The organism is Mesorhizobium sp. M0244 (assembly GCF_040321795.1).
Classification (GTDB): Bacteria; Pseudomonadota; Alphaproteobacteria; order Rhizobiales; family Rhizobiaceae; genus Mesorhizobium.
Map to the genome: position 1 here is coordinate 27,025 of NZ_JAMYSE010000002.1, position 25,088 is coordinate 52,112.

A 25,088-nucleotide genomic window follows, 5' to 3' on the forward strand; every position below is an offset into this window, starting at 1 on the left:
CCCCCACAAGGGGCCGGCCATTGCATATGAAGTCCCCTCATCCGGCCGCTTTGCGGCCACCTTCTCCCCGCCGGGGAGAAGAGCCTGGCATCAACGCTGGCGACCCGGGTGAGGGGCACTTGCCCATATGCGATTGCCCTGCCCGTCGTAGGGAGATCGGCACCTTCGACGTTTCGCGCAGCCCGCAAGGAAGTTGGCAAAGGGTTGAGCATGACCTCGGGAGGGCCGTCACATTGCTCGGCCACAACAAAAAGCCCGCGAACCTTGCGGCTCGCGGGCTCATATCGTCAGATGATGGCGCCGGTCAGCTCTTCAGCTTGGAGTTGCAGAGGCTGTAGAAGCCGCCGCCCTTCTGGATCCACCTGAGGCCGCCCAGCGTGTTGGCGTCCTTGTTGGCGTAATACAGGTCGAGGCAAGTATGCATGCGGCCCTTGGCCGGGGTCTCGGTTGCGTATTTTTTGGAGATCGCCGTCGGGAATTTCACGCCCTGGGGGGCGGTGATGGTCGGCGGTTGCGGATCGCCGGTGTACTTGGCATCGGGAGCCGGCAGGGTTTCGTCGTCGGCGGCACCGGTGCCGCATTGGCTCTTGCGGAAGTCGTTCCACTTCATGCCGTTCAGAGTATTGCCGGACTTGGCGGCCTGATATTTGGCGCTGCAATCCGCCATGCTGAGGCCTTTGCCGGTATCGGTCGCCGCGGCCGTCGTCGCCTTGGCAGGTGCGGCGGCGGGCTGTGCCGCTGCAGTTGCGCCGGCGGCGCATTCACTCTTGCGGAAATCGTTCCATTTCATGCCGTTGAGCGTGCCGGCAGCCTTGGCGGCCTGGTATTTGGTGCTGCATTCCTTGGCCGTCAGCCCAGGCGCCGCGTCATCGCTGGTGGCCGCCGCTGCTTTGGTCGTGGCGGCAGGCTGTGCGGCTGCAGTTGCGCCGGCAGCGCATTCGGTCTTGCGGAAATCGTTCCACTTCATGCCGTTCAGCGTGCCGGCGGCTTTTGCCGCCTGGTACTTGGTGCTGCACTCCTTCGCCGTCAGGCCCGGCGCCGCATCGTCGGCGGCAGCTGCCTTGGTGGTGTCAGCGGCCTTTGCCGTGGTCTTGGCCGGCTTGGTGTCGGTCGTAGCAGCAGCAGTGGCATCGGTGCCGCATTGGGCCTTGCGGAACTGGTTCCAGTTCTGCCCGTCAAGCGTTCCCGCATCCTTGGCCGCGTTATACTTGGTGCTGCACTCGGCCATGGTCAGCGCGTTGGCCGGCGCTGCCAGGAACAAAGTGACGACGGCAATGCCCGTCAAAGTCGCAAGTCGATGGATTAGCATGGCGTTTTCTCCATTGTGCCGCCCATTATATGTCCCTGGCGAATCAATAGCGCTCAACGGCCGGTTGCGCCAGATGCTAAGTGCGAGCGAGAAGGCCGGAAGATGCTTTCTTTGCGATAGGGTGATGAAATCGTTGCCACCTTATTGTTCTCCAAGGTAGATGTTTGGGGATGTATTCGCCCACGGCTACGCCCAGCTTCGGACCGCGAGACTATCTCATCGGATAGTCAGTCATGCCGGCCGGCGCCGTCGATCCGAAATTTGCCTTCGGCGAGAATGGTTCACCTTTAACACCCTTTGGGAACGTCCCTTGGCCGGCGTGACACAAAACACACAAGACAAAGGTTTTATAAGGATTAGTCGTCCATAATCATACAATGTGATGACAGAGCTCGGCCGATTTTATGGCATGAGATGCTCGGAAAGAACCATCAGGAAGCTGGCTAGCATGGCAGGACATTATTTCGGTACGGACGGCATTCGCGGGCGCGCCAACAAGTTTCCAATGACGGCGGAGGTCGCCATGAGGGTCGGCATGGCCGCCGGCCTCTCGTTTCAGCGCGGCAGCCACCGCCATCGCGTCGTGCTCGGCAAGGATACCAGGCTTTCCGGCTACATGATCGAGAACGCGATGGTGTCCGGGCTGTGCGCCGCCGGCATGGATGTCTTCCTGCTCGGCCCGATCCCGACGCCCGCGGTTGCAATGCTGGTGCGCTCGCTGCGCGCCGATATCGGCGTGATGATCTCTGCCTCGCACAACCCCTATTACGACAACGGCATCAAGCTGTTCGGCCCCGATGGCTACAAGCTGTCCGACGAGATCGAGGAGCGCATCGAGGGGATGCTCGACAAGGATATCGAACTGGCGCTCGCCGATTCCGATGGGCTCGGCCGTGCCAAACGCGTCGACGGCGTGCATGACCGCTATATCGAATTCGCCAAGCGCACGCTGCCGCGCTCGATGTCGCTGTCGGGCTTGCGCATCGTCGTCGATTGCGCCAATGGCGCCGCCTACAAGGTGGCCCCCGACGCGCTGTGGGAACTTGGCGCCGAGGTCGTTGCCATCAATGTCGAGCCCAACGGCTTCAACATCAACAAGGAATGCGGCTCGACCCATCCGGCCGGCCTGCAAAAGAAGGTGCACGAAGTACGCGCCGATATCGGCATAGCGCTCGACGGCGATGCCGACCGCGTCGTTATCGTCGACGAGAACGGCGCGATCGTCGATGGCGACCAGATCATGGCGCTGATCGCCGAATCCTGGCATCAGAGCGGACGGCTGGCCGGCGGCGGCGTCGTCTCGACGGTGATGTCCAATCTCGGCCTCGAACGCTTCCTCGGCGACATGAACCTGCAGTTGCATCGCACCAAGGTCGGCGACCGCTATGTCGTCGAGCACATGCGTGCCCATGGGCTCAATGTCGGCGGCGAACAGTCGGGCCACATCGTGCTGTCCGATTTCTCGACCACCGGCGACGGCCTTGTCTCGGCGCTCCAGGTGCTCGCCTGCATCAAGCGGCAGAACCGGCCGGTCAGCGAGCTGTCGAAGAAATTCGAGCCGGTGCCGCAGCTGTTGAAGAACGTGCATATTTCCGGCGGCAAGCCGCTGGAGGAGGCGCCAGTCAAGGCAGCGATCGAAGATGCGCGCCATCGCCTCGGCAAGGCCGGGCGCCTGGTCATCCGGCCATCCGGCACGGAGCCGCTCATCCGTGTCATGGCGGAGGGCGACGACCCACAACTCGTCGAGTCCGTCGTCAACGACATCGTCGAGGTCATTTCGGAAACGCGCAGCGCCGCCTGATCTCGCCAACAAGGTTGTCAGTTCGAAAGCCCGCTTCGGCGGGCTTTTTTGTTGGATCCTCTGTCAGTCCTGCTACAGCAACGGCCGCCAGATTCATCGAATTTTACGGAGTCGTGGTTAATCGATACGGTTAAACGCCTTTTAACCTTTCCAATTCATTATCCACAACTGAGGTCAATCATATTCGGGCGCGTTGCCGTTCGAGGGTTCTCAGGGGTGATAAGCATGTTCAACACAGCTAGAATGGCTCTTCTGGCCGCGCTGTTTGCCGGCGTCGGACCGGCATTCGCCGCCGATTTCGTCGAGCCGCCCGTGGTCGAGGAGGCACCGCCACCAGTTGCCTACGAGCAGCCGGCCGAATTCGGCGGCTGGTATATCCGCGGCGACATCGACTATCACTGGTCGAAGTTTCGTGGTGGCGACTATATCACCTACGGTGTAGCGCCCCAGAATCCCGGCAAGTTCGCCACCGGCAAGCTGGATGGCGCCTTCTCGGCCGGCGCCGGCGTCGGTTACCAGATCGATGAGCATTTCCGCACCGATCTCACCTTGGACTGGATGAGCAAATCCAAATTCCGCGGCTCGACCAATGGGTTTTGCGGCGTCAATCAAACGCCCTGCACCTCGGTCGACACCTCGTCCTATTCGGCGCTGCTGCTCTTGGCCAACGCCTATGTCGATATCGGCACCTGGCATGGCGTCACGCCTTATGTCGGCGCCGGCATCGGCGGTGCCTGGGTCAAATGGGATGAGCTGCACAATGTGGACAGCGACGGTTCATTCGATCATGCCGGCGGCAAGGGCTGGCGCTTTGCCTATGCTGCCATGGTCGGCGCATCCTATTGCTTGACCGACCGCGTCAAGCTTGACGTCGGCTACCGCTTCAGCCACATCAACGGCGGCAAGATGTTCGACTATGCCTCGCTCCCCAATGTCGGCCCCGGCTATGACAAAGGCATCAACGTTCACGAAGTGCGCGGCGGCCTGCGCTATCAGTTCGGCAGATCGGACTGCGCTCCGCCGGAGCCCTATGTTCCGGAACCGGAGCCGGTCTACACCAAGTAAGCGCTTCGAAAATCCAGGAATTCGTCGACCGCCCGGCTGATGCCGGGCGGTTTTCGTTTGGCGGCCTGGAGTGCTGGAACACCGTCCCGCCCGAAGAGCGAAAGCGCATCGAAATCAATTCTCTAACGCCTTGTTATCCTTAACCCGCACTTAACCACTATGGTTAACAATGCTCCCTGATACGGCGCGCGACCGCAAAATGCGCCAAGTTCGGGAGCCGGGACCATGACATTCAAATCGCCTGTAGTGCTGGCGCTTGCAGCAATCGTACTGATGCCGCTGACGCCGGCGCTTGGCGCTGACTACGATCCGCCGGTCTATGTCGACCAGGCGCCGGACTATGTGCCGGTCGAGGTTGGCTCGGGGTGGTATCTGCGCGGCGATGTCTCTTATCTGGCGCAGAAGAGTTACAGGACTGTGGATTTAGGGTTCAATGCTGCCAACTACGAAGAAAATGAGGATCCGGTTTTTGCGAGCATAGGCTTCGGCTACCACTTCAACGACTATCTCCGCGCCGATCTCAATCTCGGCTATCTGCCCGGCAACAAGATCGGCGTCAGCTATGACAGCGGAACGACCGTGGCATCGGGAGACCTGAAAAACTTTGCGTTCTCGGGCATACTCAACGGCTATGTCGATCTTGGCACCTATGTCGGAATCACGCCTTATCTCGGCGCCGGTATCGGTCTCGTCCAGAGCAGGCGTCGTCTCTCGGCGGACTACTTCACCAACAACGGCAACCCCGCCGACGATTTCGTCACGCATGACAACAAGACCCAATACTCATTCGCCTATACGCTGAATGCCGGCCTTGCCTATCAAGTGTCCAAGAATGTTTCGGTCGATCTTGGTTATCAGTATTTTTCCGCACCGGATGCCGAATACCAGACTGTCGAGAGCCTGATTTCCTATCCGATCCGCAAAGGGATCACTAATCACCAAGTCAAAATCGGATTGCGCTACGATCTCTGGTAGGCTCGATCGAAGCCGAGGCGTTAACAATGGCGGGTCGTGGCCGGCCGTTTGCGTTTTCGCCCCAGGGCGCCGGCAATATCCCGGCAGCGACAAAAACTTTCCCCTTGACGCCGAAAGGCTGAACGCATATCGCCGTCCGTGGGCCACCCCTCCCCAACGAGGGGCCACTATCTGGAAGGATAGACCACGATGACGACGCATACGAAGCCCGGACTCCGTCCGGCAAATCCCAATTTTTCCTCAGGTCCCTGTGCAAAACGCCCCGGCTGGTCGGTCGAGGCGCTCAAAAATGCCGCGCTCGGGCGCTCGCATCGCGCCAAGATCGGCAAGGCCAAGCTCGAACAGGCGATCGAGCTGACGCGCGAGCTCCTCCAGGTTCCGGCAGATTACCGCATCGGCATCGTGCCGGCGTCGGACACCGGCGCGGTCGAAATGGCGCTGTGGTCGCTGCTCGGCGAACGCGGTGTCGACATGGTCGCCTGGGAGAGCTTCGGTTCCGGCTGGGTCACCGATGCGGTCAAGCAGCTGAGGCTCGCCGATGTTCGCAGGATCGAAGCCGGCTACGGCGCGCTGCCCGACCTGACGAAAATCGACTTCGACCGCGACGTGGTCTTCACCTGGAACGGCACGACTTCGGGCGTGCGCGTGCCGAACGGCGATTTCATCCCGGCCGGCCGCAAGGGCCTGACCATCTGCGATGCCACATCGGCCGCCTTTGCGCAAGGGCTGGACTTCCAGAAGCTCGACGTCGTCACCTTCTCCTGGCAGAAGGTGCTGGGCGGCGAGGGCGCGCATGGCGTGCTGATCCTCAGCCCGCGCGCCGTCGAACGCCTGGAAAGCTACAAGCCGGCCTGGCCGCTGCCGAAGATCTTCCGCCTCACTTCGGGCGGCAAGCTGATCGAAGGCATCTTCAAGGGCGAAACCATCAACACGCCGTCGATGCTGTGCGTCGAGGACTATCTCGACGCGCTGCATTGGGCGAAGTCGATCGGCGGCCTCGATGCTCTGATCGCCCGTGCCGATGCCAATGCCGCAGTGCTCGATGGCTTCGTCAAGAGTTCCTCGTGGCTCGGCCACCTTGCCGTCGAGCCGGCAACGCGGTCGAACACCTCGGTCTGTCTTTCCTTCACCGATCCGGATGTCGTGGCACTCGATGCCGACGGACAGGCGGCCTTCGCCAAGGGCATCATCTCGGCGCTCGACAAGGAAGGCGTCGCCTATGACATCGGCGCCTATCGCGATGCACCGCCCGGCCTGCGCATCTGGTGCGGCGCGACAGTCGAGGCCTCCGACCTCGAAGCGCTGCTGCCGTGGCTCGACTGGGCCTTTGCCGCGCGAAAGGCGTTGCTGAAGGCAGCCGCCTGACTCCCTCCCCTTGCGGGGAGGGTGGCCCGAAGGGCCGGGTGGGGTCGTCTGCACCCGCTCAACGATACGAGCTCAACGATACGCCATCCAGAAAAGAAAAGATTTTCGGCCGCGCCCGGCCGCAACGACCCCACCCCGGCGCTTCGCGCCGACCCTCCCCTCAACGGGGAGGGACGCCAATCGCAAAGGACCAAGCCCATGCCACGCGTTCTCGTCTCGGACAAACTCTCCACCACCGCCGTGCAGATCTTCAGGGATCGCGGCATCGACGTCGACTATCTGCCGGATCTCGGCAAGGACAAGGAAAAACTGCTCGAGGTGATCGACCAGTATGATGGGCTGGCCATCCGCTCGGCGACGAAGGTCACTGAGAAGCTGATCAACGCCGCGACCAGGCTGAAGGTCGTGGGCCGCGCCGGTATCGGCGTCGACAATGTCGACATCCCGGCGGCGAGCCGCAAGGGCATCATCGTGATGAACACGCCCTTCGGCAATTCGATCACCACCGCCGAGCATGCGATCGCCATGATCTTCGCGCTGGCCCGCCAGATACCGGAGGCCAACGCCTCGACCCACGCCGGCAAATGGGAAAAGAACCGCTTCATGGGCGTCGAGATCACCGGCAAGACGCTGGGCATCATCGGCTGCGGCAATATCGGCTCGATCGTCGCTACGCGCGGCGTCGGCCTGAAGATGCACGTCGTCGCCTTCGACCCGTTCCTGTCGGACAGCCGCGCCGAGGAACTCGGTGTCGACAAGGTCGAGCTGGACGAGCTGTTCGCCCGCGCCGATTTCATTACCCTGCACACGCCGCTGACCGACAAGACGCGCAACATCATCGACGCTGCGGCGATCGCCAAGATGAAGACCGGCGTGCGCATCATCAACTGCGCCCGTGGCGGGCTGATCGTCGAGGCCGACCTGATCGCGGCCTTGAAGAGCGGCAAGGTGGCCGGCGTCGGCATCGACGTGTTCGAGGTCGAACCGGCGGAGAAGAACGCGCTGTTCGGCATGGAGAACGTGGTGGCGACGCCGCATCTGGGTGCCTCGACGATGGAGGCGCAGGAGAATGTCGCGCTACACGTCGCCGAGCAGATGTCGGACTATTTGATCAAGGGCGCCGTTTCCAATGCCATCAACATGCCGTCGATCACCGCCGAGGAAGCGCCGCGGCTGAAACCTTTCGTCAAGCTCGCCGAAGTGCTTGGCGCCTTCGTCGGCCAGGTCACCGAGGATCCGATCAAGGAAGTCGAGATCCTGTTCGACGGCTCGACCGCGACGATGAACACGCGGGCGCTGATCAGCGCCACCCTTGCCGGGCTGATTCGGCCGCAGGTCGCCGATGTCAACATGGTGTCGGCGCCGATCATGGTGAAGGAGCGCGGCATCATCGTCGCCGAGGTCAAGCGCGACAAGTCGGGCGTGTTCGATGGCTATATCAAGCTGACGGTCAAGACCGAGCATAGGACGCGCTCGATCGCCGGCACCTGTTTTTCGGACGGCAAGCCGCGCTTCATCCAGATCAAGGGCATCAATCTCGACGCCGAGGTCGGCCAGCATATGCTCTACACGACCAATGCCGACGCGCCCGGCATTATCGGCCTGCTCGGCACGGTGTGCGGCGAGAACGGCGTCAACATCGCCAATTTCCAGCTCGGCCGCAACCGGCCGGGGGGCGATGCCATCGCGCTGCTCTATCTCGATGCCCCGTTCCCGGAAAACGTCTTGGCGCAGGTGCGCTCGCACAAATCGATCGACTCGGCCAAGCGGCTGCGCTTCGACGTCGGCGTCGCCTGAAAATTCGGTCGCTCCGTGTGCGGCAGCACGCGGAGCTCTTCCGCGGTCGTTGATGGACCGCAGTGAAACGTCGCGGCAAGCGACTTCATTCAGCCGCGGATATCGCCGTCTTCCGTCCGCTGTATTCGGCGAGGCCGATGCCGCCAAGCACCAGCACGAGGGCCAACGCCTGATAGAGCTGGAACGCCTCGCCGACGATCAGCACCGACAGCAGCGTTCCGAAGATCGGCACCAGATTGATGAACAGGCCGGCCCGGTTGGCGCCGATCAGCTCGTTGCCTCTGATATAGAAGATCTGCGAAATGACCGAGGCGCCGACGGCAGTATAGACTGCGACCGCCCAGCCGCGTGCATCGGGGACGATGACCCTGCCGGCGGCAATCTCCCACAGAAAGAAAGGCAGCGATGTGACGAGTGCGGCAACCGACAGCGCCAGCATCAGGCTCTGCCAGCGGATGACCGGCTTCAGCCGCAACCCCACCGAATAGAAGGAGTAGCAAAGCACGGCGACCAGCATGATGGCATCGCCGAAGTTGAGATCCAGCCTGAGAAGCTGGCGTGGATCGCCATGGCTCGCCGTCACCACGACACCGGCGATGGTCAGCACGACACCGATGACCTGCACGCCGTTGACGCGCAGGCGAAAGAACACAAAATTGGCGATGATGATGACGATCGGAATCGCCGCCTGCTCGATCGAGACGTTGATCGCCGTGGTGTAGTTAAGCGCCGTGTAGAAGATCGTGTTGAAGAAGGCGAAGCCGCAAGCGCCGAGCCCGCCAAGTAGCAACCACTGCCTGCGCACCACCGGCCAGTCTTGGCGCAGCGTTCCCCAGCCGATCGGCAGCAAGATCAGAACCGCCAGCAGCCAGCGCAGGAAGACCAGCGTCATCGGCGAAATATGACCGACCGCCAGCTTTCCCGCCACGGAGTTGCCGCCCCACAGCAAGGTGGTGAACAGCAGGAACAGATAGGCGGTTCGATGCATCGTGAAGTCCCGGCCAGGCAGAGAGAAATGACGGGTCGTTGCGGGCCTATTGCGACAGCTCGCGCAAGTAAATGATGTCAAAGGCGAAAATTGTTGTGCCTCGGAGCGTTTTGGGCGGCAAAGAATGGTCGCGCTCGCCGGGTCTTGACGCTATAGAGCGACATGCGCCCAATTGGACGCACAAAGTACGCTCTAGGGCTTATTAATCTTCGCATCGTGCTTTTGAAAATCGATTCCGATTTTCGGGCCGATGCGATAGAGGCCTGTCGTTTCGAACCGTTTCAAGCTGCGTCGCGCGGCGTCTCAAGGGAAAAGAAGCATGGCCAATGTGGTGGTCGTCGGCTCGCAATGGGGCGATGAAGGCAAAGGCAAGATCGTCGACTGGCTGTCCGAGCGTGCCGACGTTGTCGTGCGCTTCCAGGGCGGCCACAATGCCGGCCATACGCTGGTCGTCGACGGCAAGGTCTACAAGCTGTCGCTGCTGCCGTCCGGCGTCGTGCGGCAAGGCAAGCTGTCCATCATCGGCAATGGCGTCGTCTTCGACCCGCACGCCTTCGTCGCGGAAGTTGCGAAATTGAAGGCTCAGGGCGTCGAGGTGACGCCGGACCGCCTGAAAATAGCCGAAAACACCGCGCTTATCCTGTCCTTGCACCGGGAGCTGGACGGATTCCGCGAGGACGCCGCTTCCAATTCCGGAACGAAGATTGGCACGACCCGTCGTGGCATCGGTCCCGCATACGAAGACAAGGTGGGCCGGCGCGCGGTCAGGGTGATGGATTTGGCGGATTTGGAAACGCTGCCCTTGAAGGTCGACAGGCTGCTGACGCACCACAATGCGCTGCGGCGCGGGCTGGGCCATGCCGAGGTCACGCATGAGGCGATCATGAGCGAGCTGATCTCGGTCGCCGACGAGATCCTGCCCTATATGGATCGCGTCTGGAAAATCCTCGACGACAAGCGCCGGGCCGGCGAGCGCATCCTGTTCGAGGGCGCGCAAGGCACGCTGCTCGACATCGACCATGGCACCTATCCGTTCGTCACCTCCTCCAATACGGTCGCCGGTCAGGCTGCCGCTGGGTCCGGTGTCGGCCCGGGCGCGATCGGCTATGTGCTCGGCATCACCAAGGCCTATACGACGCGGGTTGGCGAAGGTCCGTTTCCGACCGAACAGAAGAACGAAATCGGCGAGTTCCTGGGCACGCGCGGCCATGAATTCGGCGTCGTCACCGGCCGCAAGCGGCGCTGCGGCTGGTTCGATGCCGTGCTGGTCCGCCAGGCCGTCGCCGTCAACGGCATCAAGGGCATTGCGCTGACCAAGCTCGATGTGCTCGATGGGCTGGATGAGATCAAGGTCTGTACAGGCTACCGCCTTGACGGCGAGGCGATCGATTACCTGCCGGCCAGCCAGGGCGCGCAGGCGCGCGTCGAACCGGTCTACGAGACGCTGGAGGGGTGGAAAGGCACCACCGCCGGCGCGCGTAGCTGGAACGACCTCCCGGCCCAGGCGGTGAAATACGTCCGCTACATCGAAGAGCTGATCGGCGCGCCGGTCGCACTCCTTTCCACCAGCCCTGAACGCGACGACACGATACTTGTGACCGATCCGTTTCAAGACTAGTTTCTCAGCCTTTCCGGGCATTGCGGCTGATTTGCGGGGGCCGGCCCAGAAACAAAATGCAGGTCGACTGAAGCATGGTAGATTTTGTTTCTGTTCTGAAAAAGGCGCTCGATAATCTTGGCGAGCCGTCGGCGGAGGTGCGCGCCAGGGTCTACGACAAGGCTCGTTCGACGATTGCGAAGAAGATTGCCGACCGCGATCCACCGCTTACGCCGTCGGACGCCGCTAAGCAGAAGCGTGCGCTCGAAGAGGCCATCTCAAGCATTGAGCGAGACTACGCCAAACCTGCGCCGACATCCGATCCGCTGGCGGAACTGGAGGACATCTTCTCCTCCATAGACCGCAACAAGAACCAGTCCAGTCATGTCCGGCAGCCGGCAAAGACGGAGCCGGCAAAGAGCGGGCCGGCATGGCAGCCCACGCCCGCCAAGGCGGCGCCGAATTGGCAAAAGCCGCAGCCCGTCGCTCTTCCTCCGGAGCGCGCTGGTTCGCCGTCATCCGACATGGATCTTCCGACGGCCGATGGCAAAGATGGCGTTTTTCAGGACGATGACTTTTCCAACGACGGCGGCCCCGCGGAGGACAGGTTCCAGCGGCTCCATCCTGCCGAGCGCAGGCGCAGCTATGGCGGCGTGATAGCCGCCGTCATCGCCTTGCTCGTCATTGCCGGTGGGGGTTATGGCATGTGGCTGAACAAGGAGGCGTTCGGCAGTATGTTCGGCCTCGACGGGACCAAAGCCGTCGCCACCGAACCGCTGGTAAAACCAGCCCCGGCCAAGCCGGTGGCCGACGCGGCCGTACCGGCCGCCGCGCCGCCGACGGAGGCCGGCGAAGGCGCGAAGTTCACGCAGCGCCTGACGCCCGAGGGCCACGAAGTGGATCCCGGCCCCGCAGCCGGGCAGGCGGGCATCGGCGAAGGCGAATCCGTCGCCGCACTCACCACGCCGCCGTCGGCCGCACAAGCTCCGACCACCCCGGCACCCGCCGCGCCGGCACCGGCCGCACCTGCCGACACGCAAGCCCCGGCCACTGCTCCAGCAGTCGATGGGTCGGCTGCACCAACTCCCGCAACGCCGCCCGCCAACGGAGAGGCAGCACCCGCCGATGCTGCGACTGCCCCGCCCGCGCCCGCAGCGGCCGCCACACCGCCCGCACCGGCAGCGGCACCAACGGTAGTTCCACCGGAAGCCGCGTTGGCGGTCGGCCAGAAGGCGATCTTCTACGAGGAACGCACCAGCACCGCTCAAGGCTCGGCCGAGCCCGGCAACATCGTCTGGTCGCTGGTGCAGGAATCGCCCGGCGGCGACCTGCCGCCCGAGCCGGCGATCCGCGCCGAGGCGACTATTCCAGGCAAGGATATCCAGTTGCGCATGACGATCCGTCGCAACACCGACCAGACGCTGCCGGCCAGCCATATCATCGAGATGATCTTCCTGACGCCTAACGGCTTCGAGGGCGGCGGTGTCGACAACATCCTGCGTGTCGCCATGAAGGGCTCCGAACAAGATGCCGGCAGTCCGCTGATCGGCATCCCGGCCAAGATCGCCGACGGTTTCTTCCTGGTTGCGCTCAACGACACCAAGGCGGATGAAGACGCCAATTTGACCTTGCTCAGGGGCCAGGACTGGATCGACGTGCCGGTCGTCTACAAGACCGGGCGGCGGGCGCTGCTCACCATGGAAAAGGGCATTCCCGGCGAGAAGGTGTTCGACGAGGCGCTGAAGGCCTGGCAGGCCAAAACGGCGGGCTGAAGCTGAGGTATTGGTCCGGTCGCTGGTACCGTTCAGAAGCCCTGGAACAGCATGTCGAGTGCGGTCACGATGTCGTCGTGATGCCGAGAAAGATTTCCTTCGGCGATGAGCAATTCAGAGGTCATCAAGGCTGACATGAATTGAGTGACCATGACATGGTCCTTACCGTTGATGGTGAAGATAGGATTTAGCCGGCGGCCCGGCACCGGGGCCTTGTTGGCTGGCATCAGCGGGACGACTACCTTCGTGTCGAGCCGTCCCAGAAGGTCGGACTGGACATCGAGAAGGTAACCGTCGCCTTCGGCACTCTGATAGAAATCATAACGCGCCATCAAAACAGCCGGTACTTGGCCAAAGGCAAGCCGTTGCGCCTGACATAGTCATTGGAACTGTCGATCGCTTCCTTGTTTTCCTCTTGCCACCGCCGGTTTTTTTCGGCCGAAATCGCCTTGGCGATGCCCTCTTCCGCAGCGCGGGATATATTGATGCCCAACGCTTTGGCATCCTCGATCAATCTGGAGTCGATCGATGTATTAACCGACTTTCTTTGGGCTTTTGGAGTCGATTGAAGCATGGAGTCGCTCCCATTTATGCGCATAATGTAGGCGCATATGAGCGTGCATGCAACCTCTCATGCCTCCATCTCTTCCCGCAGCATCTCGAGTTCCAGCCACTCCTCCTCGAGTGCTGCCAGCGTGGTTCGCTCCTTGTCGAGCGCGGCAATCGTCTTCTGGAACGAGGCCGGGTCGCGCTCGTAATAGGCCGGATCGGCGATGTTGTTCTCCAGCCGCGAGATCGAGGCCGACACCGCCTCGATCTTCTTGGGCAGCGATTCCAGGGCGAATTTCTGCTTGAACGACAGTTTCTTCGCCGGGCCCTTCGGCGCGGCCGCTTCGCTCCTAGTTGCCGCTTCGCCGTTTTCTGGCTTCGGCCGCGCCTTGCGGTCGTCCAGCCTGGTGCCGCCGCGCTGCGCCAGCATGTCGGAATAGCCGCCGGCATATTCGATCCAGCGGCCGCCGCCTTCCGGCGCGATGATGCTGGTCACGGTGCGGTCGAGGAAATCGCGATCGTGGCTGACCAGGATCACCGTGCCGGCAAAGCCGGCGACCAGTTCCTGCAGCAGCTCCAGCGTCTCCATGTCGAGATCGTTGGTCGGCTCATCGAGCACAAGGAGGTTTGCCGGCCGCGCCAAAACGCGGGCGAGGATCAGCCGCGCCCGCTCGCCGCCCGAAAGCTCGCGCACCGGCGTGCGCGCCTGTTCCGGCTTGAACAGGAAGTCCTTCATGTAGGACACGACATGCCGCTGCTCGCCATTGATGACGAGGTTCTCGCCGCGCCCGTCGGTCAGATACTGCGCCAGCGTCTCCTGCGGGTCGACGGCTTCGCGCTTCTGGTCGAGCGTGGCGATCTCCAGATTGGTGCCGAGCCGCACCGTGCCTGCGTCCGGCTTCAATTCGCCGGTCAGCATCTTCAATAGCGTCGTCTTGCCGGCGCCGTTCGGCCCGACCAGGCCGACGCGATCGCCGCGCTGGATGCGGGTCGAAAATCCCCTGACCACGGTCAGATCGCCAAAGCTCTTCTCGATGTTCTTGGCTTCGATCACCAGTTTGCCGGATTCGGCGGCGTCGCTGGCTATCATCGTCGCCGCACCCTCGGCGCCGCGATGGCCGCGAAAGCGCTGGCGCATGGTCTGCAACTCACCGAGCCGGCGCATGTTGCGCTTGCGCCTTGCCGTCACGCCATAGCGCAGCCAGTGCTCCTCGCGCACGATCTGGCGGCCGAGCTTGTGCTGCTCGCGCTCTTCCTCCTCCAGCACGATGTCGCGCCATTCCTCGAAATAGGCAAAGCCCTTGTCGAGACGGCGGGTCTGGCCGCGGTCGAGCCAAATTGTGGCGCGCGACACGCGTTCGAGAAAACGCCGGTCATGCGAGATGACGACCAGTGCCGAGGAGGTGCGGGCAAGCTCCTCCTCCAGCCATTCGATAACCGAAAGGTCAAGGTGATTGGTCGGTTCATCGAGGAGGAGAATGTCGGGCTCCGGCGCCATGACGCGGGCGAGCGCGGCGCGCCTCGCCTCGCCGCCGGAGAGATCGTTCGGCCGTTCCTCGCCGGATAGGCCGAGATGCTCCATCAGATAGGTGGCGCGGTAAGGATCGTCGGCCGGCCCGAGCCCCGCCTCGACATAGGCGCGGACAGTCGCAAAGCCGTCCATGTCGGGCATCTGCGGCAAGTAGCGCACGGTCGCCGATGGCTGGCGGAAGACTTCGCCGTCCTGTGGTTCGATCAGCCCGGCGGCGATCTTGAGGAGCGTCGACTTGCCAGAGCCGTTGCGGCCGACCAGGGCGATCTTGTCGCCAACTGAGGCCGTCAGGGCGGCACCGTCGAGCAGCGGCGTGCCGCCAAAGGTCAGCTTTATCCCGTCGAGATTGAGAAGCGGCGGCGCCATGTCAGCTTTCTGGGCTCAGCTTTCCGGAAGAGGGTAGGGATGCGCGAGCAGCAGCGCGCGGCCGCTGGCCAGCGCGATTTCGAGCCGGCCCTTGACCTCGTTGGAAATGGTTAGCGACGAGCCGAACGCAACCTCGACATCGTCGAGCGGCCATTTGGCGCCGGTGACTGTCAGGCCGGCGAGATCCGAAAAGCCGAGCACCGAAAACAGCGTGCCGTCGACATAGTCGAAGCCGGTCTTTCCAGGCAGCAAAGGAATGCCTTCCTGTGCGCCGCTGGTCAAAAGCACTTCCGTTCCGCCTTCCGCCAGCCGGACGCTCAGCGCCAGATGCAGGAAGATGTGGTCGGTGCGTTTGCCGCCGAAGGCGCCTGCGAGCACAAGGCTGGTCGCACCGCGTTCGAGCGCGGCGGCGATAGCGAGTTCACCGTCGGTCTTGTCCTTTTCAGCGGGAAACACCTGCCGTGGCACGGCGGCCAGATCCTCCGGCAAATCGGCAGGCACGGAATCGAAATCGCCGACCCAGAGTTCCGGCCTCAGGCCCAGCATACGGGCATGGCCGATGCCGGCATCGGCGGCAATGACGCGCGTGCCGGCGACCTGGCGGTCGAGCAGCGGCGTGCGGATGAGATCGCCGCCAAGCAGGATGGTGAATGTGCTCATATCTCGTGGCCCTTACCAGCCCTGCCCCGGAAACGGAAGATGAAACGGCAGACGAAACGGAAGGCCGCGCTTTGGATGCCCGGCAAACTTCCGCTTGCGCGGCACTTCGGCCGGGCCTATGTGTCGAAACGCTCTAACGGGGTGCCGGACGCGATCTTCGCGGACCGGCTGAGAGGCAAGACTGCCAACCCGCTGAACCTGATCCGGTTTGTACCGGCGGAGGGATTAGACGTTTCGGACAGCCCGACGCCTCAATTCCTTTCAACGCGAACGAAGGAGGCGCCGATGCGCAGTTTTTTCCACTCTCTTGTCTCGATTGTCCTGCTTGCAGCATCCGCGCTCGCCCTGCCAGGGCAGGCATCGGCACAGGATAAGCTGACCGTCTATACCTATGAAAGCTTCACCGCCGATTGGGGTCCGGGACCGGCGGTGAAGAAGGCTTTCGAGGCCGAGTGCGGCTGCGTCGTCGAATTCGTCTCGGTCGCCGACGGCGTCGCGCTGCTCAACCGTGTGAAGCTGGAAGGCGCCGCGACCAAAGCCGATATCGTGCTTGGCCTCGATACCAATTTGACCGCAGATGCCAAGGCAACCGGCCTGTTTTCGCCGCATGGCGCCGTGTCGGACGTCAGCGTGCCGGGCGGCTGGAGCGACGGTATTTTCGTGCCGTTCGACTATGGCTATTTCGCCGTCGTCTACGATACCGAAAAACTGAAGAGCCCGCCGAAGAGCCTCAGGGAATTGGTCGAGGGCGATGCCGGCGACAAGATCGTCATCCAGGATCCGCGCACCTCGACGCCGGGCCTTGGCCTGCTGTTGTGGGTCAAGTCGGTCTATGGCGACAAGGCGCCGGAAGCCTGGGCCAAGCTCAGGGCAAAGGTGCTCACGGTAACGCCGGGCTGGAGCGAGGCCTACGGCCTGTTCACCAAGGGCGAGGCGCCGATGGTGCTGTCCTACACCACCTCGCCGGCCTATCACATGGTTGCCGAAAACACCGAGCGCTACCAGGCGGCGTCCTTCGAGGAAGGCGAATATCTGCAGATCGAGGTCGCTGGGATCACCACCAAGGGCGCGAAGAATCCGCTGGCGGAAAAGTTCATGGCCTTCATGACCGGGCCGAAATTCCAGGACGTCATTCCCGAGACCAACTGGATGTTCCCGGCCGGCAAGACCGACAAGCCGCTCAACCCGGCTTTCGACAAGCTCGTCAAACCGACCAAAACCTTGCTGTTCAGCTCGGAGGAGGTGGCGGCAAATCGCAAGGCTTGGGTCGACGAGTGGCTGGCGGTGATGAGCAAGTAGGCTTTCACCGACGAAGATGTTCGCTCTACGGCGCCCCCCTCTGTCCTGCCCTCTTTGCCAAAGCTTGGCATCTCCCCCACGAGGGGGGAGATTGGCCGTCATTTCGGCTTTCGCCAATCTCCAACGTTGCAGGACTGAGCGAGGCGCGGACGCTGCCGATCTCCCCCCAAGTGGGGGAGATGTCCGGCAGGACAGAGGGGGGCGCGAAGGAACGCCGTCCTCGCTAAGAATCTCGAATCTGGCGGTCTAGCGTGCAACGCGCGTCATCATCGGACTCCCGCGTCACCGCTGGCACAGTCGCGCTCGCCGCCATCGCGCTGCTGATCGGCGGCGCCTTCGCAGGGCTCGTCCTGGAAGCCGCACGCGACCCTTCCGGTGCTGTCTCGGCTTTCGATTCCTATCTCTTCCGGGTCACCCGTTTCACGCTCTGGCAGGCTCTGTTGTCGACCCTGCTCTCCGTCGCACCAGCGCTGTTCGTCGCGCGTGCCCTGTCGCGGCATCCACAGTTTTTCGGGCGAGGCTTTATCCTGCAGCTTTTCGCCGTGCCGCTGGCGCTGCCGGCCATTGTTGCCGCACTCGGCGTCTTGGCACTCTATGGCCGCGCTGGGTTTTTCGCCGGCATGCTCGGCGCGATTGGCGGCCAGAGCTGGCCCGGCATCTATGGTCTGTCGGGCATTCTCGTCGCCCATGTCTTCTTCAACCTGCCGCTGGCAACGCGGCTGTTCCTGGAAGCGTTGCAGACGGTGCCGGCCGACCAATGGCGGCTGGCGAGCCAGCTTGGCATGGGCGCGGCGCCGGCCTTCCGGCTGATCGAATGGCCAACGCTGCGTGCGGCCCTGCCGGGCATCGCCGGGCTCGTCTTCATGCTCTGCATCACCTCCTTCACCATCGTGCTTACGCTGGGTGGCGGGCCGCGTGCGACGACGCTGGAGGTTGCTATCTACCAGGCGCTGCGTTTCGACTTCGACCCGGCGCGGGCGGTGACGCTGACCTTGCTGCAAATTGCCCTGACCTTTGTCGTGGTGCTGGCATTGACGCGGCTTGGCGCCAATATGACCGGCGACGCCAATCTGCCGGTTGCGCCGCGCCGGTATTTTTCAGCTGGTGCGGCCGAGACCGTGCTGAACGCGCTGGTGATCGGGCTGGCACTGCTGTTCGTCGCCGGGCCGATGGCGGCCACGCTGGCGGCCGGGCTTGGCGCCGATCTCGGCCGCCTGGCCGGCGAGAGCGCGGTGCGGCAAGCGACGGCGACCAGTGCCATGCTCTCCCTCTTATCGGCGCTGCTCTCCTTGGCGTTGTCGCTGTCGCTGGTCATGGCGCGCCGGGCGCTGGCACTCACCCGGCGGACCGGCAGGCGGACGCTGCTCGAACATCTGGCCGACACCGGTGCGGGGTTCGTCCTGGTGGTGCCGCCCATTGTCATCGGTGCCGGCTGGTTCCTGCTCCTGCGCACCGTCAGCGATGTCTTTGCGATCGCCCCTGTCATGGTGGTTGCGGTCAATGCGGTGATGGCGATGCCGTTCGCCATCCGCGCTATCCGCCCTGCCTATGACGCGGCGAGCGAACGCCACGAACGGCTCTGTGCACAGCTTGGCATCTCGGGCTGGAACCGGTTGCGGCTGGTCGACTGGCCGTCGCTGCGGCGGCCGCTCGCCACCGGCTTCGCTTTCGCCATGGCGCTGTCGCTCGGCGATCTCGGCGTCATTGCGCTGTTCGGCAGCGATTCCGTGCAGACCTTGCCCTATCTGCTGCTGGCGCGCATGGGCAGCTACCGCACCGAGGATGCGGCCGGGCTGGCGCTGCTGCTCGGCCTTGTCTGCCTGGCACTGGTGCTGACCGCGGACTGGCTGGGAAGGAGAGAGAAATCATGATGCCGATCAGCCCGGAACGGTCCATTTCGGTGGAAAAAAGCGCGGCCGTGCGGCTCGACAATGTCTCGTTCAGCTATGGTGAAACGCCGCTTATATTCGACGTCGATTTCCCGGCGTCGGAAATCACCGCCATCATGGGGCCGAGCGGTTCGGGAAAGTCGACGCTGCTCAATCTGGTGGCCGGTTTCGAGGTGCCGCGGTCGGGCCGCGTGCTGATCGGCGGCGCCGACGTCAGCACTGCGCCGCCTTCAGAGCGGCCGGTGTCGATGGTATTTCAGGAAAACAACTTGTTTGCCCATCTTTCCCTCGAGCAGAATGTCGGGCTCGGCCGCTCGCCTTCGCTCAGGCTGAACGACGCCGATCGCGCCGCAATCGCCGCAGCGCTGAAGCGCGTCGGCCTTGCCGGCAAGGAAAGCCGGCTGCCGCGCGAACTCTCGGGCGGCGAGCGGCAGCGCGTCGCGCTCGCCCGGGTCCTAGTGCGCGACCGGCCGGTGTTGTTGCTCGACGAGCCGTTCGCTTCGCTCGGACCGGCACTGCGCGACGACATGCTCGACCTGGTGGCCGACGTCCATTCGGAGCAGCGCATGACGGTGCTATTCGTCACGCACCAGCCGGACGATGCGCGCCGTATCGGCCGAAACATGGTTTTCCTGGATGGTGGCACGGTTGCCGCGACGGGCACCGCCGCCGATTTTTTCGTCGGGGCTGGACCGGAGGCATTCCGACGCTATATCGGCTCGGGTCCGTTTGCGGCTGGATCACGAGATGTTGCCCGGAAGCGGACATAATTTATGGTCAAACCGGCGGAAGGCGAAGCGGCGCTTGCTTGCCATGGTCGAGGTAGTGTGGCTAGGTCCGCCAGGAGTTGGTCCGGCTTAGACCGTGATTTGCCCTTGCTGCCTCGTATCTGTCGGACGCACGAAGGACGCCGTAGCACTTGATTTTGCGCGTGATGCTTTCCGGAAATCGCGCCCGATTTTCGCGGTCACGTGCCAGGACTTGAAAGGAAGCCGATCTGCCGACCGGCATCGACAATCGGAGGGTGAAACCGCTGGCGCGCTTTCTGGCGCTGGCCGGTCTTGCCGTGGCGCTGGCAAGCTGCCAGATGTTCACGCCTCCCGACGTGCAGGAATCAGGCTTTCAGCCCTCAGACAAGCCGATCACGGTCGACAACGTCGCCGCCAACGGCAAGCTCGCCCAACTGGCGAAGGCGCAGCACCCGCGCATCCTCGCCACCTATGGCGGAGAATATTCCGACCCCAAGCTCGAGCGCATGGTGGCCAAGATCGTCGGCAGACTGACCGTGGTGTCGGCCAACCCGACCCAGACCTACCGCATCACCATCCTCAACTCGCCCAACGTCAATGCCTTCGCGCTGCCGGGCGGCTATCTCTACATCACCCGCGGACTGCTGGCGTTGGCCAACGATTCAGCCGAGCTTGCCGCCGTCATTGCGCATGAGATGGGCCACGTTACGGCCAATCACGGCCTGCAGCGCCAGCAGCTGGAAGCCGAAGAGGGCTTGGCGACCAAGGTGGTTTCGGATGTGCTCGGCGACAACCCGACGGCCAAGGCGGCGCTGATCCGCGGCAAGTTGAGGCTGGCCCAGTTCTCGCGCAATCAGGAGTTGGAGGCCGACGCCATCGGCATCAAATCGATCGGCGAAGCCGGTTTCGATCCCTACGCCGCCGGCCGCTTCCTGCAGTCGATGTCGGCCTATACCGATTTCCGCTCGATCAGCGGCGCCACCGACGCCAGCCTCGACTTCCTGGCGACGCACCCCAATACGCCGCAGCGTATCGATCTCGCGCAGCGTCACGCCCGCCAGTTCGGCGCGCCCGGTGTCGGGTCGCGCGACCGCGATTCATTCCTTTCCGGCGTAGACGGGCTGCTTTACGGCGACACACCGGAGGAAGGCTATGTGCGCGGCGAAACCTTCCTGCATCCTGGCCTCGGCGTGTCGTTCTCGGTGCCCAACGGCTTCATCATCGACAATTCGGCAGCGGCGGTGACGGCGACCGGCCCGGGCGACATGGCGATCCGCTTCGACGGTGTTTCGATCGACAAGGGCCGCTCGCTGACCGACTACATCCGCAGCGGTTGGGTTGCCGGCCTCGACGACAGCAGCGTGCGCCAGGAGACGATCAACGGCAACGAAGCGGCGACCGCGCATGCCGGCGCCGATGGCTGGCAATTCGATATTGCGGTGATCCGCGCCGGCGGCCAGGTCTACCGCTTGCTGACCGCGGCACCTTCGGCCAGCACTTCGCTGAGCACGGTGGCGCGCTCGGTCAGCGGCTCGTTCCGTATCCTGAGTGCTGCCGAGAAGGCGGCGTTGAAGCCGCTGCGTATCCGCATCGTCACGGTGCAGCCCGGCCAGACAATGGGCTCCCTGGCCGCACAGATGGTCGGCGTCGACCGCAAGCTGGATTTGTTCAGGGTGCTCAATGCGCTGTCACCGGGTGCCGCCGTCTCGGCCGGCGACAAGGTCAAGATCGTCACGGACAAATAGCAGCCGACGCGATTTTCAGGCTGCGAGAAATTCCGGATTCTGCTTCACCAGCGCCGCCTTGAGTTTTTCCATGGCGCGCGCCTCGATCTGGCGGACACGTTCCTTGGAGATGCCGAGCGTCTCGCCGAGTGCTTCGAGCGTCGCGCCCTCGTCGCTCAGCCGGCGCTCCTCGATAATCCTGAGTTCTCGCGCATTGAGCGCGCCGAGCGCCGTCTTCAGCCAGACAGAGCGGCGTTCGACATCGATCGTGTCGCCGACGACCTCGTCGGGCAGCGGATCATCCGAAACCAGGAACTCCATCCGCTCGGTTGCGCCCGCATCCTCGGCAAGCGGCGTGTTGAGCGAGCTGTCGGGTGCCGAAAGGCGGGAATCCATCATCGCCACATCGGCCTCGGAAACCCCGAGAGCCGCCGACACTTCGCGGTAGAGCGTGGCATTCGACGTCTGCTCGGCGCCGTTTGCCAGGCGGGCGCGCAGGCGCCTCAGGTTGAAGAACAGCGCCTTTTGCGCCGAACTGGTGCCGCCGCGCACGATCGACCAGTTGCGCAGGATATAATCCTGCATCGACGCGCGGATCCACCAGGTCGCATAGGTCGAGAACCGCACCTCGCGCTCCGGCTCGAAACGGGCCGCGGCCTCCAGCAGTCCGACATGGCCTTCCTGGATCAGGTCGCCCAGCGGAAGGCCGTAGTGGCGGAACCGCGACGCCATGGAAATGACCAGCCGCATATGCGCGACGGTGATGCAGTGCAGCGCGTGCTGGTCATTGTTTTCCTTCCAGCGCAGCGCCAGGAGATGCTCTTCGTCACGTTCCAGATAAGGGGCTTTCATCGCCGCGCGAACCATGGTCCGTCCTGCACTGTCTTGCATCATGCCGCGCTCCTGCTTCAGGCGTTGCGGTGCGATCGAATCGTGAGTTGGCGCCGATAGTTGAAATGGCGGCGCCGCGCCCTACAACAGCCAAGAACGTGCCATGCGGGGGAATGTTCCCCCGGACTGTCATGTCGATTGCGCTGTTTCCAGGCGATTCGCCACCGGCCTTGACTCAGCCGGATGGCGCCGGGAGATGCTGGTTGAGAATGGGATTTCAAGGGCGCGAGATTTTTGAAATTTAGTTTCTTATTCTGGCATCGCGCATCTGTCATTTTCCGGCACTCGCAATGACGCCGGACATCGGCCAAGGACGGGATCACAGAAAAATGACATGGCTCAAATCGCTCATCATCGCCGGAACGCTGCAGGTTCTGGCCATCGCCGCCAGTCATGCCGGCGCCAATCTCGACCAGATCAAGCAGTCCGGCGTCTTCAAGGTCGGCACGGAAGGAACCTATGCGCCCTTCACTTATCATGATGCTTCCGGCGCGCTGGTCGGCTTCGACGTCGAGATCGCGCGGGCCATCGCCGAGCGCCTCGGCGTCAAGGCCCAGTTCCTCGAAGGCAAATGGGACGGACTGATCGCCGGTCTCGACGCCAACCGCTACGATGCCGTCATCAACGAAGTCGGCATCACCGAGGCGCGCAAGGCCAAATATGATTTCTCCGATCCTTACATCGCCTCCAAGGCGGTGCTGATCGTGCGCGGCGACAACACCGACATCAAGAGTTTCGCCGACCTCAAGGGCAAGAAGGCGGCGCAGTCGCTGACCTCGAATTTCGGCAAGCTGGCTGAAACCAACGGCGCCGAGCTCGTCGGCACCGACGGCTTCGACCAGTCGATCCAGCTGCTTCTCACCGGCCGCGCCGACGCCACCATCAACGACAGCCTGTCCTTCCTCGACTTCAAGAAGCACAAGCCCGACGCCAATGTGAAGATTGCCGCGCAGGAAGAAAACGCCGACTATTCCGGCGTCATCGTGCGCAAGGGCGATCCGGAACTGGTGGCCGCCATCAATAAGGCGCTGGCCGACATCAAGGCCGACGGCACCTACCAGAAGATCGCCGACACCTATTTCGGCCAGGACGTTTCGAAGTAAAACGGCTTTTCTCGTGTGGGCCGAATGCCGGCCCGCGTCGTTCATGTCGCGGCGAGCTGTCTTTGACGGCCCGCCGCTTTCGCGTGATATGAGCGACGGCAATCTGGCAAGGAGGAGCCTTCGTGCCGCACTGGCTGCAATTGATGCTGGAATCCCTGCCTACGCTGCTGTGGGCTGCACTGATCTTCACCGTGCCGTTGACGCTGCTGTCGTTTGCATTCGGTCTTGTCCTCGGCCTGGTCGTGGCGCTTGTCCGCCTGTTCGGTCCCAAACCGCTGGTCGCCGTGGTTCGCTTCTACGTCTGGATCTTCCGCGGCACGCCGCTTCTCGTGCAACTGTTCCTTATCTTCTATGGCCTGCCATCGGTCGGCATCCTGCTCGACGCCTTTCCGGCAGCACTGATCGGCTTCACCTTGAACATCGGTGCCTATTCGTCGGAAATCATCCGCGCCGTCATCGGTTCGGTGCCCAAGGGCCAGTGGGAGGCAGCCTATTCGATCGGCATGACCTGGGCCCAGGCAATGCGGCGCACCATTCTCCCACAGGCAGGGCGCGTCGCCGTGCCGCCGCTGTCCAACACCTTCATCTCGCTGGTCAAGGACACTTCGCTCGCCGCCGCCATCACCGTGCCGGAGATGTTCCAGGCAGCGCAGCGCATCGTCGCCACCACCTATGAGCCGCTGATCCTCTATGTCGAGGCAGCGGCCCTCTATCTGGTCATGAGCTCCGTGCTGTCGGCCTTGCAAGCGCGGCTGGAAACAAGGCTGAACCGCTATGGCGGCTTCCTGGAGGCGCGCGCATGATCGGCCTCACCAACATTGAAAAGCGTTTCGGCGACAATTTGGTGCTGAAGGGTGTGACCGTCACCATCGAGGAAGGCAGCGTCACGGCGCTCGTCGGACCATCGGGCGGCGGGAAAAGCACGCTTTTGCGCTGCATCAACCTGCTCGAGCTGCCGACTTCAGGCACTGTGCGGATCGGCGACGATGCACTCGAATTCCACCCCGGCGGCAGGGTCTCGACCAGGGATATCCAGCGGCTGCGGCTGCAGACCGGCATGGTGTTCCAGAATTTCCAGCTGTTTCCGCATCGCACCGCGATCGAGAACATCATGGAGGGGCTGGTGACGGTGCTGAAATGGCCCAAGGAAAGGGCGCGCGAACGGGCGCTGGCTCTGCTCGAAAAGGTCGGCATGACGCACAAGGCCGATGCCTGGCCGGCGACGCTGTCGGGCGGCCAGCAGCAGCGTGTGGCGATTGCCCGGGCGCTGGCGCCTTCGCCGAAAGTCCTGCTCTGCGACGAGCCGACCTCGGCACTCGATCCGGAACTGGCGCAGGAGGTGGTCGATGTGCTCAGCCAGCTCGCCAGCGAGGGCACCACCATGGTGATGGCGACGCATGATCTGCGGCTCGCCTCCAAGATCGCGCGGGAAGTGGTGTTCCTCGATGGCGGCAACATCGTCGAACAAGGGCCGGCCGCGGTGCTGTTCAGCAACCCGGAGCGCCAGCGGACTAAGCGGTTCATCGCGACGCTGAAGCAGGAGGCGGAAAGGGAGGGCGGTGGCGAGAGCTAAAGCGCGTCGCGTTTGACCGGCCTCATGCGACGCGCTTTAGGCTGTTGTTTTTACGCATGTCGTTATCGCAAAACCGCTGCACACT

Annotated in this window: 21 protein-coding genes and 1 riboswitch; of the genes, 14 read left to right on the forward strand and 7 right to left on the reverse strand. The window is 63.1% G+C overall.

The window, feature by feature from the left end; genetic code table 11:
- Positions 1 to 304: 304 nt before the first annotated feature.
- Positions 305 to 967 carry a hypothetical protein gene (locus NKJ08_RS02390; protein ID WP_502896075.1) on the reverse strand — a complete coding sequence of 221 codons (663 nt, stop codon included), beginning with the start codon at positions 965 to 967 and terminating at the stop codon, positions 305 to 307.
- 790 nt (positions 968 to 1,757) lie between these two features.
- Here NKJ08_RS02390 and glmM point away from each other — a divergent pair.
- The 5 genes from glmM to serA all read left to right on the forward strand — a co-directional run bounded on the left by glmM (position 1,758) and on the right by serA (position 8,312).
- On the forward strand, positions 1,758 to 3,110 hold the full coding sequence (gene glmM / locus NKJ08_RS02395; protein WP_352494163.1) for a phosphoglucosamine mutase: 1,353 nt from the start codon (positions 1,758 to 1,760) through the stop codon (positions 3,108 to 3,110).
- Between the two features lie 225 nt (positions 3,111 to 3,335).
- The gene (locus NKJ08_RS02400; RefSeq protein ID WP_352522856.1) at positions 3,336 to 4,175 is read left to right on the forward strand and encodes an outer membrane protein; all 840 of its coding nucleotides are present in this window, start codon (positions 3,336 to 3,338) and stop codon (positions 4,173 to 4,175) included.
- Positions 4,176 to 4,400: 225 nt separating this feature from the next.
- Entirely contained in the window at positions 4,401 to 5,150 is a 750-nt protein-coding gene (locus tag NKJ08_RS02405; RefSeq protein WP_352775455.1) for an outer membrane protein, read from the forward strand.
- A gap of 189 nt (positions 5,151 to 5,339) precedes the next feature.
- The gene (locus NKJ08_RS02410) at positions 5,340 to 6,515 is read left to right on the forward strand and encodes a phosphoserine transaminase (protein ID WP_352775458.1); all 1,176 of its coding nucleotides are present in this window, start codon (positions 5,340 to 5,342) and stop codon (positions 6,513 to 6,515) included.
- Between the two features lie 198 nt (positions 6,516 to 6,713).
- On the forward strand, positions 6,714 to 8,312 hold the full coding sequence (serA, locus tag NKJ08_RS02415) for a phosphoglycerate dehydrogenase (RefSeq protein WP_352522853.1): 1,599 nt from the start codon (positions 6,714 to 6,716) through the stop codon (positions 8,310 to 8,312).
- Positions 8,313 to 8,397: 85 nt separating this feature from the next.
- On the opposite strand, the gene NKJ08_RS02420 is transcribed toward serA, so the two are convergent.
- Positions 8,398 to 9,300 (reverse strand): DMT family transporter, encoded by a 903-nt coding sequence (locus NKJ08_RS02420; RefSeq protein ID WP_352522852.1) that lies wholly within the window; start codon positions 9,298 to 9,300, stop codon positions 8,398 to 8,400.
- Positions 9,301 to 9,619: 319 nt separating this feature from the next.
- Here NKJ08_RS02420 and NKJ08_RS02425 point away from each other — a divergent pair, with 319 nt between their 5' ends.
- Positions 9,620 to 10,918 carry an adenylosuccinate synthase gene (locus tag NKJ08_RS02425; RefSeq protein WP_023680654.1) on the forward strand — a complete coding sequence of 433 codons (1,299 nt, stop codon included), beginning with the start codon at positions 9,620 to 9,622 and terminating at the stop codon, positions 10,916 to 10,918.
- 74 nt (positions 10,919 to 10,992) lie between these two features.
- Positions 10,993 to 12,669, forward strand: coding sequence for a hypothetical protein (locus tag NKJ08_RS02430; protein WP_352522851.1), 1,677 nt, complete (start codon positions 10,993 to 10,995; stop codon positions 12,667 to 12,669).
- 32 nt (positions 12,670 to 12,701) lie between these two features.
- Here the strand turns inward: NKJ08_RS02430 and NKJ08_RS02435 are convergent, their stop codons facing one another.
- Genes NKJ08_RS02435 through NKJ08_RS02450 form a run of 4 tightly spaced genes read right to left on the reverse strand, consistent with a single transcriptional unit; the run spans position 12,702 to position 15,775 of the window.
- The gene (locus NKJ08_RS02435) at positions 12,702 to 13,001 is read right to left on the reverse strand and encodes a CcdB family protein (RefSeq protein ID WP_352522850.1); all 300 of its coding nucleotides are present in this window, start codon (positions 12,999 to 13,001) and stop codon (positions 12,702 to 12,704) included.
- Positions 13,001 to 13,267: a type II toxin-antitoxin system CcdA family antitoxin gene (locus tag NKJ08_RS02440; RefSeq protein WP_352522849.1), complete on the reverse strand. Its 267-nt coding sequence runs from the start codon at positions 13,265 to 13,267 to the stop codon at positions 13,001 to 13,003. The genes NKJ08_RS02435 and NKJ08_RS02440 overlap by 1 nt, the downstream gene beginning before the upstream one ends.
- 33 nt (positions 13,268 to 13,300) lie before the next feature.
- Positions 13,301 to 15,115, reverse strand: coding sequence for an ABC-F family ATP-binding cassette domain-containing protein (locus NKJ08_RS02445; RefSeq protein ID WP_352522848.1), 1,815 nt, complete (start codon positions 15,113 to 15,115; stop codon positions 13,301 to 13,303).
- Positions 15,116 to 15,130: 15 nt separating this feature from the next.
- Positions 15,131 to 15,775: a thiamine diphosphokinase gene (locus NKJ08_RS02450; protein ID WP_352522847.1), complete on the reverse strand. Its 645-nt coding sequence runs from the start codon at positions 15,773 to 15,775 to the stop codon at positions 15,131 to 15,133.
- 127 nt (positions 15,776 to 15,902) lie between these two features.
- Positions 15,903 to 16,017: riboswitch (TPP riboswitch) on the forward strand.
- Between the two features lie 43 nt (positions 16,018 to 16,060).
- Here NKJ08_RS02450 and thiB point away from each other — a divergent pair.
- From thiB to NKJ08_RS02470, 4 genes are all read left to right on the forward strand, one after another.
- Entirely contained in the window at positions 16,061 to 17,074 is a 1,014-nt protein-coding gene (thiB, locus tag NKJ08_RS02455; protein WP_352522846.1) for a thiamine ABC transporter substrate binding subunit, read from the forward strand.
- 251 nt (positions 17,075 to 17,325) lie between these two features.
- The gene (thiP, locus tag NKJ08_RS02460) at positions 17,326 to 18,945 is read left to right on the forward strand and encodes a thiamine/thiamine pyrophosphate ABC transporter permease (protein ID WP_352781168.1); all 1,620 of its coding nucleotides are present in this window, start codon (positions 17,326 to 17,328) and stop codon (positions 18,943 to 18,945) included.
- Positions 18,942 to 19,733, forward strand: a complete 792-nt coding sequence (gene thiQ / locus NKJ08_RS02465; RefSeq protein WP_352522844.1) for a thiamine ABC transporter ATP-binding protein — start codon at positions 18,942 to 18,944, stop codon at positions 19,731 to 19,733. Before thiP ends, thiQ begins: the two co-directional genes overlap by 4 nt.
- 254 nt (positions 19,734 to 19,987) lie before the next feature.
- Positions 19,988 to 21,457: a M48 family metalloprotease gene (locus NKJ08_RS02470; RefSeq protein ID WP_352522843.1), complete on the forward strand. Its 1,470-nt coding sequence runs from the start codon at positions 19,988 to 19,990 to the stop codon at positions 21,455 to 21,457.
- 15 nt (positions 21,458 to 21,472) lie between these two features.
- Here NKJ08_RS02470 and NKJ08_RS02475 read toward each other — a convergent pair whose 3' ends face one another.
- Complete coding sequence (locus NKJ08_RS02475; RefSeq protein WP_352775466.1) at positions 21,473 to 22,330, reverse strand: RNA polymerase factor sigma-32; 858 nt, start codon at positions 22,328 to 22,330, stop codon at positions 21,473 to 21,475.
- Between the two features lie 326 nt (positions 22,331 to 22,656).
- Between NKJ08_RS02475 and NKJ08_RS02480 the strand changes: the two genes are divergently transcribed.
- From NKJ08_RS02480 to NKJ08_RS02490, 3 genes are all read left to right on the forward strand, one after another.
- Positions 22,657 to 23,430: an amino acid ABC transporter substrate-binding protein gene (locus NKJ08_RS02480; protein WP_352522841.1), complete on the forward strand. Its 774-nt coding sequence runs from the start codon at positions 22,657 to 22,659 to the stop codon at positions 23,428 to 23,430.
- 122 nt (positions 23,431 to 23,552) lie between these two features.
- Positions 23,553 to 24,233, forward strand: a complete 681-nt coding sequence (locus tag NKJ08_RS02485) for an ABC transporter permease subunit (RefSeq protein ID WP_023721020.1) — start codon at positions 23,553 to 23,555, stop codon at positions 24,231 to 24,233.
- Positions 24,230 to 25,003 (forward strand): amino acid ABC transporter ATP-binding protein, encoded by a 774-nt coding sequence (locus NKJ08_RS02490; protein ID WP_352775469.1) that lies wholly within the window; start codon positions 24,230 to 24,232, stop codon positions 25,001 to 25,003. The genes NKJ08_RS02485 and NKJ08_RS02490 overlap by 4 nt, the downstream gene beginning before the upstream one ends.
- Positions 25,004 to 25,088: the final 85 nt, after the last annotated feature.